The 9,317-nt window shown below is 67.6% G+C and carries 10 protein-coding genes and 3 tRNA genes; 10 read left to right on the top strand and 3 right to left on the bottom strand.

Translation table 11 applies throughout. The features are described 5' to 3' along the window. The first annotated feature begins 25 nt into the window (after positions 1–25). Both P8934_RS14565 and P8934_RS14560 read left to right on the top strand, forming a co-directional pair. Positions 26–301, top strand: a complete 276-nt coding sequence (locus P8934_RS14565) for an Lrp/AsnC ligand binding domain-containing protein (RefSeq protein WP_023004511.1) — start codon at positions 26–28, stop codon at positions 299–301. A gap of 53 nt (positions 302–354) precedes the next feature. Further along, positions 355–1,221 carry a DNA/RNA non-specific endonuclease gene (locus P8934_RS14560; RefSeq protein WP_278031685.1) on the top strand — a complete coding sequence of 289 codons (867 nt, stop codon included), beginning with the start codon at positions 355–357 and terminating at the stop codon, positions 1,219–1,221. 87 nt (positions 1,222–1,308) lie between these two features. On the opposite strand, the gene P8934_RS14555 is transcribed toward P8934_RS14560, so the two are convergent. From P8934_RS14555 to P8934_RS14545, 3 genes are all read right to left on the bottom strand, one after another. Continuing rightward, positions 1,309–1,395: transfer RNA gene (locus P8934_RS14555), tRNA-Leu, on the bottom strand. Positions 1,396–1,436: 41 nt separating this feature from the next. Continuing rightward, positions 1,437–1,523: transfer RNA gene (locus tag P8934_RS14550), tRNA-Leu, on the bottom strand. 71 nt (positions 1,524–1,594) lie between these two features. Further along, positions 1,595–1,681, bottom strand: a tRNA-Leu gene (locus P8934_RS14545). A 236-nt stretch (positions 1,682–1,917) separates the two neighbouring features. On the opposite strand from P8934_RS14545, the gene rnr reads away from it, so the two are divergent. The 8 genes from rnr (at position 1,918) to P8934_RS14505 (ending at position 9,219) form a co-directional block, all read left to right on the top strand. Continuing rightward, positions 1,918–4,296: a ribonuclease R gene (gene rnr, locus P8934_RS14540; RefSeq protein WP_278031684.1), complete on the top strand. Its 2,379-nt coding sequence runs from the start codon at positions 1,918–1,920 to the stop codon at positions 4,294–4,296. Then, positions 4,296–5,147 carry a 23S rRNA (guanosine(2251)-2'-O)-methyltransferase RlmB gene (rlmB, locus tag P8934_RS14535; RefSeq protein ID WP_278031683.1) on the top strand — a complete coding sequence of 284 codons (852 nt, stop codon included), beginning with the start codon at positions 4,296–4,298 and terminating at the stop codon, positions 5,145–5,147. Before rnr ends, rlmB begins: the two co-directional genes overlap by 1 nt. A 172-nt stretch (positions 5,148–5,319) precedes the next feature. Then, positions 5,320–5,691 carry a 30S ribosomal protein S6 gene (gene rpsF, locus P8934_RS14530; RefSeq protein ID WP_040185479.1) on the top strand — a complete coding sequence of 124 codons (372 nt, stop codon included), beginning with the start codon at positions 5,320–5,322 and terminating at the stop codon, positions 5,689–5,691. 33 nt (positions 5,692–5,724) lie between these two features. After that, positions 5,725–5,952, top strand: a complete 228-nt coding sequence (rpsR, locus tag P8934_RS14525) for a 30S ribosomal protein S18 (RefSeq protein ID WP_013333281.1) — start codon at positions 5,725–5,727, stop codon at positions 5,950–5,952. Between the two features lie 13 nt (positions 5,953–5,965). Beyond that, the gene (locus P8934_RS14520; protein WP_278031682.1) at positions 5,966–6,817 is read left to right on the top strand and encodes a hypothetical protein; all 852 of its coding nucleotides are present in this window, start codon (positions 5,966–5,968) and stop codon (positions 6,815–6,817) included. A 16-nt stretch (positions 6,818–6,833) separates the two neighbouring features. Then, positions 6,834–7,280: a 50S ribosomal protein L9 gene (rplI, locus tag P8934_RS14515; RefSeq protein WP_106230584.1), complete on the top strand. Its 447-nt coding sequence runs from the start codon at positions 6,834–6,836 to the stop codon at positions 7,278–7,280. Between the two features lie 186 nt (positions 7,281–7,466). Next, a complete protein-coding gene (dnaB, locus tag P8934_RS14510) occupies positions 7,467–8,855 on the top strand; it encodes a replicative DNA helicase (RefSeq protein ID WP_278031681.1) in 1,389 nt (462 codons plus the stop codon). 70 nt (positions 8,856–8,925) lie between these two features. Next, positions 8,926–9,219, top strand: a complete 294-nt coding sequence (locus P8934_RS14505) for a hypothetical protein (protein WP_040185486.1) — start codon at positions 8,926–8,928, stop codon at positions 9,217–9,219. The last annotated feature ends 98 nt before the right edge of the window (positions 9,220–9,317 follow it).

Below are 9,317 nucleotides of genomic sequence, written 5' to 3'. Positions count from 1 at the left end.
AGCGCCAAGAGCAGGGAGAAGTCCGATGCAGAACGCGGTGATTCTGATCAATGCCGAGAAGGGCCAGGTGAAGGCCGTGGCCGAGCGGCTGGCCGATGTCGAGGGCATCAGCGAAGTCTATTCCACCTGTGGCCGCTATGACCTGGTGGCCATCGCGCGCACCCGTGACTTCGAGAGCCTGGCCGAGCTGGTGACCGGTCGCCTCAATGCCGTCGAGGGCATTCGCGACACCGAGACGCTCAATGCCATGCAGGTCCACTCCCGTCACGACCTGGAGACCATGTTCTCGCTGGGCTGGTGAGGGAAGGCGCGGGCCGCGTGCCCGCCGCATGATCGGACAGGGAAGGGCCAGGCATGGCAGCAAGACGAAGGCGCGTCGCCAACCGCTGGCGCCGCCAGGTGCGACGCTTCGCTATCACGGCGCTGTTCGTGGCCGTGGCCACCGGGCTCTGGCACTTCCAGGAGCGCGAGCTGCGTGACGGGCTCAGCTGGCAGGGCGTCACCACCTGGCAGGACCTCACGCCGCTGAGCTTCCATCGCGTGCTGCGCAACGACGGCTTCCTGGTGGGGTGGTCCGACGTGAGGGTCAATCCGCTGTGGGTCAGCTATGTGCTGCACCAGGTCGAGGACCCCGGCGCCGGGCCGCGCCCCGGCTTCCAGCGCGACTGGCGTGCCCTGTGGCCGATCGCCCCGGACAGCTACTTCGGCAGCGGCTATGACCGGGGGCATCTCGCCCCCAACTACGCCATCGCCTCGGTCCATGGCAGGGCGGCGCAGCGCGATACCTTCCTGATGAGCAACATGTCGCCCCAGCGGCCCGAGCTCAACCGGCGCCTCTGGCAGCGCCTGGAAGAGGTGGTGATGGATCGCTTCGTGCCACGCTTCGGTACCCTCCAGGTGATCACCGGGCCGGTCTTCCCGGCGTCGTTCCGGGACAACGTGCTCAATCGGGTCGGCCTGGTGGAGGTGCCCGAGGCCTTCTACAAGATCCTGGTGGTGCCGGGCGAGGAGCCGCGTGCCCTGGCCTTCCTCATGCCGCAGGGGGTGGCGGGCGACGAGCCGCTGGACGACTTCCTGGTCAGCATCGATCAGCTGGAGGCGCGCACCGGCCTGGACTTCTTCCCGCAGCTGCCCGAGGCGGCCGCCGCGGCACTCGAGGCCGAGGTAGAGACCGCGGGCTGGGGGCTCGAGGCCGTGGCCAGGCTGCCCGGCCGCTTCTGAACGGCGGGCACAAAAAAACCGCGAACTTGGCGTCGCGGTTTCCTGTGGGGCTGCAATGTGGACTCGTCTGCATGACGCGAGAAGTAGTGGTGCCCAGGAGAGGACTTGAACCTCCACATCCGTAAGGATACTAGCACCTGAAGCTAGCGCGTCTACCAATTCCGCCACCTGGGCGCATCATGCTGTCGTCGTGTTCGCGGCCATCGCTGCTGCGATGGTGCCCAGGAGAGGACTTGAACCTCCACGTCCGTAAGGACACTAGCACCTGAAGCTAGCGCGTCTACCAATTCCGCCACCTGGGCGAACACGAGCGATCCGAGCTGACAAAGAGCGTGGGAGCGGACTCCCTGATATCCCGCCTGACGGATATCGATGGTGCCCAGAAGAGGACTTGAACCTCCACGTCCGTAAGGACACTAGCACCTGAAGCTAGCGCGTCTACCAATTCCGCCATCTGGGCAGGCGAGGCGTATGGTACCGGATTCCTTCGGCGATGCAAGGGTCACGGGTCCCGTCGTGCAGGATTTTTTGTCGCCGGTCACGCCTCGCTGGCGCGGCCATGGTTGGGTGATGGGGGCACCGGCGCTATACTGCGCCCATGACAATCGACCCGAAATGCCAGATGCCACGCGCCGGACGTCGTCCCTGCGCCCTTTCGATCACGCTGCTCCCGATGCCGCCAAGGATGCCCACCGCATGACCCACTGGACGCTCAGCGACGATCCGCACGCCAAGCGCGAAGCCCACAAGTACGACAAGCCCGCTCCCAGTCGCGAATACCTGCTCGCCCGCCTGGAGGAGGCCGGCAAGCCGCTCACCCACGAGGCGATGAGCCAGCAGCTGGGCCTCGACGACGAGGAGCTCCAGGAGGCGGTGCGCCGGCGCCTGGCGGCGATGGAGCGCGATGGCCAGGTGCTGCGCAACCGCCGCGGGGCCTATGCGCTGATCGACAAGCTCGACCTGATCAAGGGCAAGGTGCTGGGACACCGTGACGGCTTCGGCTTCCTGCTCCGCGACGACGGCAAGAAGCCCGACCTGGTGCTGCCGCCGAGGCAGATGCGCCGGGTCTTCCACGGCGACCATGTGCTGGTGCGGGTCAGCGGGCGCGACCGCCGGGGTCGCGACGAGGCCACCATCGTCGAGGTGCTGGCACGCAACACCCAGACCATCGTCGGCGTCTATCGCCAGAACACCCCCGAGTTCGGCGTGCTGATCCCCGAGAACGCCCGCATTACCCAGGAGATCATCATTCCCCACAGCGCCTGCGGCGGGGCGCAGGATGGCCAGGTGGTCTCGGCGCATATCGTCAAGCAGCCCGAGACCCGGGTGCAGCCGGTGGGCGAGGTGGCCGAGGTGCTCGGCGAGCGCATGGATCCCGGGATGGAGATCGACATCGCCATCCGCAGCTACGAGATCCCAGCCGAGTTCCCGCCGGATGTCCACGACCAGATCGCCGGCATGTCCGCCGAGGTGGCCGAGCAGGACAAGCACCATCGCATCGACCTGCGCGACGTGCCGCTGGTGACCATCGACGACGAGAGCGCCAAGGACTTCGACGACGCCGTCTGTGCCTGGAAGACCAAGTCGGGCAGCTGGAAGCTGCTGGTGGCCATCGCCGACGTCTCCCACTACGTGCGTCCCGGCAGTGCCCTGGACCAGGAGGCGATCACCCGCGGCAACTCGGTCTACTTCCCGGGCCAGGTGGTGCCGATGTTGCCGGAGCTGCTCTCCAACGGGCTCTGCTCGCTGAACCCGGCCGTCGACCGCCTGGCGCTGGTCTGCGAGATGAACATCTCCCAGAGCGGGGCGATCAGCCGCTACCGCTTCTACGAGGCGGTGTTCCAGTCCCATGCGCGCCTCACCTACAACAAGGTGGCGGCGATCCTCGACGACCAGGGGGAGGAGGGCGACGCCCTGCGCGAGGAGTACCGCGAGCTGGTGCCGTCGCTGAAGAACCTGCACTCCCTTTACACGCTGCTGCGCGAGGCCAGGGTGGAGCGGGGCGCCATCGACTTCGAGACCACCGAGACGGCCATCATCTTCAACGAGGAGCGCAAGATCGAGAAGATCGTGCCGCGTTCGCGCAACGATGCCCACAAGATCATCGAGGAGTGCATGCTGGCTGCCAACGTGGCCACGGCGCGCTTCCTCGACAAGCACGACCTGCCGGCCCTCTATCGCATCCACGAGAAGCCCTCGCCGGAACGCCTCGACAAGCTGCGCCTGTTCCTCAACGAACTGGGCCTGTCGCTCGGCGGCGGCGATGACCCCAGCCCCCAGGATTACCGGGACCTGGCCGAGGCGATCAAGGGGCGTGACGATGCCGACGTCATCCAGACGGTGATGCTGCGCTCCATGAGCCGGGCGGTCTACTCGCCGCAGAACGACGGTCACTTCGGCCTGGCCTATCCGGCCTATGCGCACTTCACCTCGCCGATCCGGCGCTACCCGGACCTGCTGGTCCACCGCGCCATCCGCTCGGTGATCCGTGGCCCGCGCCAGACCAATACGGTGCTGCGTGCCGAGGGGGCTGGCGTGGAGCCGCCCAGCAAGTGGGCGCCCTACACCTTCGAGCAGATGCTCGAGCTCGGCGAGCACTGCTCGATGACCGAGCGGCGTGCCGACGACGCCACCCGCGACGTGGAGGACTGGCTCAAGTGCGAGTTCATGTCCGACAAGCTCGGCGAGGTCTATGACGGCAGCATCGCCTCGGTGACCCAGTTCGGCATCTTCGTGCGCCTCGACGAGGTGTACGTGGAGGGGCTGGTACACGTCACCTCGCTGCCCTCCGACTACTACCACTACGAGCCCGAGAAGCACCGCCTCAAGGGCGAGCGCAGCGGCATGAGCTATCGCCTGGGCGATGGCGTCACCGTGCAGGTGGCCCGCGTCGACCTCGACGAGCGCAAGATCGACTTCGAACTGGCCGACGACAAGCCGCGCCCCAAGCGGACGCCGCGCAAGCGCCGCGGGGGCGACAAGCCGGCCGAGTCGGGTGGCGGCAAGCCCGGTGACAAGTCGGGCAAGAGCGGGCGGCGCCGGCGTGGCCCGCGGCGCTCGAGGGCCCGCGGCTGATGGCGGCAGGTCGCAAGCCCCGACACGGCGGCGGGCCGGGACAGGAGAGCAGGGCCCGTCGACACTCGGGAAGGGAGGCGCCTCGCGCGCCGGCACCGCCCGGGGGGCTCGAGGCGGTGTTCGGCGTGCATGCGGTGCGGGCGCTGCTCGACCGCGGCGAGGTGCCCCGCGAGGTCTGGGTCCAGGAGGGCAGTGCGGGTGCGCGCCTGGCCGAGCTGGTCGAGCAGGCCCGCCTGGGAGGCGCACGTCTCCACTCGCGCCCCCGGGACGAGCTCGACCGCCTCGCCCAGGGCGCCGCCCACCAGGGCATCATCGCCTTCGCCACGCCGCTCGCCTTCGAGGGCGAGACCTCGCTGTGGCTGAGGCTCGAGGGCTGGCCGCACGAGGAGCCGCCGCTGCTGCTGGTGCTCGACGGCATCACCGACGTGCACAACTTCGGTGCCTGCCTGCGCAGCGCCGATGCCGCCGGGGTGCACGGGGTGATCGTGCCCAAGGACAGGGCGGCGCCGCTCAATGCCATGGTGCGCAAGGTGGCCTGCGGGGCCGCCGAGAGCATGCCCGTCTACCAGGTCACCAACCTGGCCCGCGCCATGGCCAGGCTCAAGGAACTCGGCGTCTGGATCACCGGCACCGCCGGCGAGGCCGAGGCGAGCCTCTTCGAGGCCGACTTCACCGGCCCCACGGCGCTGGTGATGGGGGCCGAGGGGAAGGGGATGCGGCGCCTCACCCGCGAGGCCTGCGATACCCTGGTCAAGCTGCCCATGGCCGGCAGCGTCTCCAGCCTCAACGTCTCGGTGGCCACCGGCATCGGCCTGTTCGAGGCGGTGCGCCAGCGCCAGGCGAGGGTCTGAGATACGCCCGCCTTGCCAGTCGGGCCCTGGATCATTAGAATGCTTGCGCCCGCTCGTCCTGCGAGCGGGTCTTCCTGTCTTCTGACAAGCCGTCTTTTGACAATCACTCCTTGCTTCCCCTGAGCGATACGAGTTCGCCATTGTGGAAGCTGCCAAACCGCAAGGAGATCCCATGCGTCACTACGAGATCGTCTTCATGGTCCACCCGGACCAGAGCGAGCAGGTCCCGGCCATGGTCGAGCGCTATACCGGCCTCGTCACCGAGAACGGCGGCACCGTGCATCGCCTCGAGGATTGGGGCCGTCGCCATCTGGCCTACCCGATCAACAAGATCCACAAGGCTCACTACGTGCTGATGAACGTCGAGTGCAGCGGCGAGACCCTCGATGAGATCGAGAACATCTTCCGCTTCAACGACGCCATCATCCGCAGCCTGGTGGTTCGTGCCAAGGAAGCCGTCACCGAGGCCTCACCGATGATGAAGCCGGTGGAAGAGAAGCGTGTGCGTCGCGACGAGAAGCCGCGCAGCACCGAATCCGCCTGAGCCATCCCCTCGCACCTCTGAAGGAGTCTTCCCATGGCACGCTTTTTCCGTCGCCGCAAGTTCTGCCGTTTCACCGCTGAAGGCGTGAAGCAGATCGACTACAAGGATCTGGACACGCTCAAGGCCTACGTCACCGAGACCGGCAAGATCGTTCCCAGCCGCATTACCGGGACCAAGGCCCGTTACCAGCGCCAGCTGTCCACCGCGATCAAGCGGGCACGCTACCTGGCGCTGCTGCCCTACACCGACAGCCACCAGTAAAGCACCGCGCGTGATGTTGTCCGTCGCCCGCTGGATGATGCGCGGCACGCCCCACGCCGCCGCCGGGGCGGCCGTGGCCACCGCGATTCCCTGGCTGTTCTGGCTGGGGGCCGCCGTGGCAGGCCTGGTCACCCTGCGACACGGCCTGGCCGCGTCGCTGCCGGTGATCATCGCCGCGGCCGTGCCGGCCGGCTGGTGGTGGACCCAGGGGGATGTCATCCCGCTGGCCAGTGTCCTGTTGGTCGTGCTGATGGCGGTAGTGCTGCGCGCCCGCCTGCGCTGGAGCGAGGCACTCCTCGCCGGCACCCTGGCCGGGGCAGCGATGATCCAGCTGGACATCTTCCTGCCGCCGGGCGGCGCGGGTCCGGTGCTGGAGCAGCTGCGCCAGGGCTCGCCGGACATCGCGGCGATGCTCGCCGAGCTCTCCCGCCAGGGCATGGACACCGAGCAGCTGGCCGGCCTGTTGATCAGCGGCGTGACCGCGCTGATCGTGCTGCTCGCCGCCGTGGCCTGCCTGGCCCTGGCGCGCGGCTGGCAGGCCGGGCTCTACAACCCCGGCGGGTTCCGCGAGGAGTTCCACGGCCTGCGCCTGGCGCCCCGTGAGCTCGCCGTGCTGGTGGTGCTCGGAGCGCTGGGGGCCGTGCTGGCGCTCCCGGCCCTGGGCATGCTGGCCTGGGTGCCGCTGCTGGTGGCCGGCATCGCGCTGGTGCATGGTTTTATCGGATTGAAGGGAATGAACGGGCTGTGGCTGGTCGCCTTCTATGTGCTGCTGATCACCACCTGGCCCATGATTCTCATCGTGCTGCTCGCGGCCTTCATCGACACGTTCGCGGACTTTCGCGGACGACTGGCCCGCAGCCACTGACAAGAGGTTTACGAGAATGGACGTCATTCTGCTCGACAAGATTGGCAAGCTGGGCGGTCTGGGTGACCAGGTCACCGTCAAGCCCGGCTACGGCCGCAACTACCTGGTGCCCTACGGCCTGGCCGTGCCGGCCACCAAGGACAACATCGAGGCCTTCCAGGCCCAGCGTGCCGAGCTCGAGGCCCAGGCCGCCGAGCGCAAGGCCGTGGCCGAGGCGCGTGCCGAACAGCTCAACGACATCGAACTGTCGCTGGTCTCCAAGGCCGGTGACGAGGGCAAGCTGTTCGGCTCGATCGGTCCGCGTGACCTGGCCGAGGCCATCTCCAGCGCCGGGATCGAGGTCGCCAAGAGCGAAGTGCGCATGCCGCAGGGCCCGATCCGCCAGACCGGCGAGTACGACATCGACCTGCACCTGCATGCCGAAGTCGATGCCACCGTGCGTGTGGTGGTCGTGGCCGAGTAAGGCCAGCGCGACGGCACGCCCGCCGGGCGTGCCTCGACAGGGAGGGGGCGAGGAGTGAATCCTTGCCCCCTTTTCGTGTCCTGCGTCGTGCCATGAATTCGCGGCCTCGTCCTGCCTCGGCCATGGGGTCGGGGCGAGCCATCGCGTAGAATGAGCCTGCCCCTTTCCCCTGAAGGTCCGCGCACCATGAACGAACCCCTCACCCTCGACCGGGAAACCGCCGCCCTCAAGGTGCCGCCGCATTCGCTGGAGGCCGAGCAGTCCGTGCTCGGTGGCCTGATGCTCGACAACCAGGCCTGGGACAACGTGGCAGACCGCCTGGTGGCGGATGACTTCTATCGCTACGAGCACCGCCTGATCTTCAACGTCATGGCCGGCCTGGCCGAGGCGGGGCGCCCGCTGGACGTGGTGACCCTCTCCGAGGCGCTGGAGGGGCGCGATCAGCTCGATACGGTGGGGGGGCTGGCCTACCTGGCGGAGCTTGCCAGGAACACGCCCTCGGCGAGCAATATCCGTGCCTATGCCGACATCGTTCGCGAGCGCGCCACCCTGCGCAAGCTGATCCGCGCGGCCAGCCAGATCGCCGACGGCGCCTTCAGCCCCCAGGGGCGCCCCGCCGACGAGCTGGTCGACGAGGCCGAGCGGCTGGTGTTCCAGATCAGCGAGGAGCGCCCCAAGTCGGGGGGGCCGATCGGCATGAGCGAGCTGCTGACCAAGGCGGTGGATCGCATCGACGAGCTGTTCAACATGCAGGGCGAGATGACCGGACTCTCCACCGGCTTCCGCGACCTGGACGAGATGACCTCGGGGCTGCAGCCCTCGGACCTGGTGATCATCGCCGGCCGGCCCTCGATGGGCAAGACCACCTTCGCCATGAACCTGGTCGAGCATGCGGTGATCTCGAGCGACAGGCCGGTGATGGTCTTCTCCATGGAGATGCCCGCGGACTCGCTGATGCTGCGCATGCTCTCCTCGCTGGGGCGCATCGACCAGACCCGGGTGCGAACCGGCCAGCTGGAGGACGAGGACTGGCCGCGGCTGACCTCGGCGGTCAATCTGCTCAAGGACAAGCAGCTGTTCATCGACGACACCGCCGCGCTCTCGCCCAACGAGATGCGCTCGCGGATCCGCCGGGTGGTACGCGAGCACGGCAACCTGTCGCTGATCATGATCGACTACCTACAGCTGATGCAGATTCCCGGTTTCTCCGAGAACCGCACCGGCGAGATCTCCGAGATATCCCGCTCGCTCAAGGGGCTGGCCAAGGAGTTCGGCTGCCCGGTGGTGGCGCTCTCCCAGCTCAACCGCTCGCTGGAGCAGCGCCCCAACAAGCGCCCGGTGATGTCGGACCTGCGCGAGTCCGGGGCCATCGAGCAGGATGCCGACATCATCGGCTTCGTCTATCGTGACGAGGTCTACAATCCGGATAACCCCGACAACCAGGGGCTGGCCGAGGTGATCATCGGCAAGCAGCGTAACGGCCCCATCGGCACCGTGCACATGGCGTTCATCGGCAAGTACACCCGCTTCGAGGACCTGGCCCCGGACAGCTACCGCGAGGCCTTTGGCGAGTGACGGCGCCCTTGAGTCCCGCGACCGGCCCCGTATAATGCCGAGCCCTCGAATCACACAGGAAGGAGGCAGCATGGCAGGCGGATTCCGACGCGGCAATCGCCGGCGCACCCCCAAGCTCGAGGGGCGCGGCGAGCTCCAGTCGATGGAGCGTGAAGGCCCCTTCAAGGAGTGGCTTGGCATGCCCGACCTCTACCGCTACCACCTGGTGGTGGACGGCGAGGCTTACAGCTACCAGACCGAGGACGCCGAGCTGCCGGTCCAGGTCGGTGATCGGGTGGTGTTCCGCTACAAGGAGACCAAGGCCGGCAACTGGGTGGACCGCAACTCCCTGGGCAAGGCGATCGATCCTTCCGAATATCAGTAGGTCCGGAACCTGACGAAGCGGTCAGGGTCACATCAAGGTAATGTCGACGACACGATACCGTCATCGGGTGCAGTCAGGCTGTGCCCGATCGTGTATCC

The sequence above is a fragment of the Halomonas sp. CKK8 genome (genome assembly GCF_029625235.1).
GTDB classification, from domain to species: domain Bacteria; phylum Pseudomonadota; class Gammaproteobacteria; order Pseudomonadales; family Halomonadaceae; genus Halomonas; species Halomonas ventosae.
Note: the sequence above shows the minus strand (reverse complement) of the source record. Positions and strands in the feature narration are given on the sequence as shown.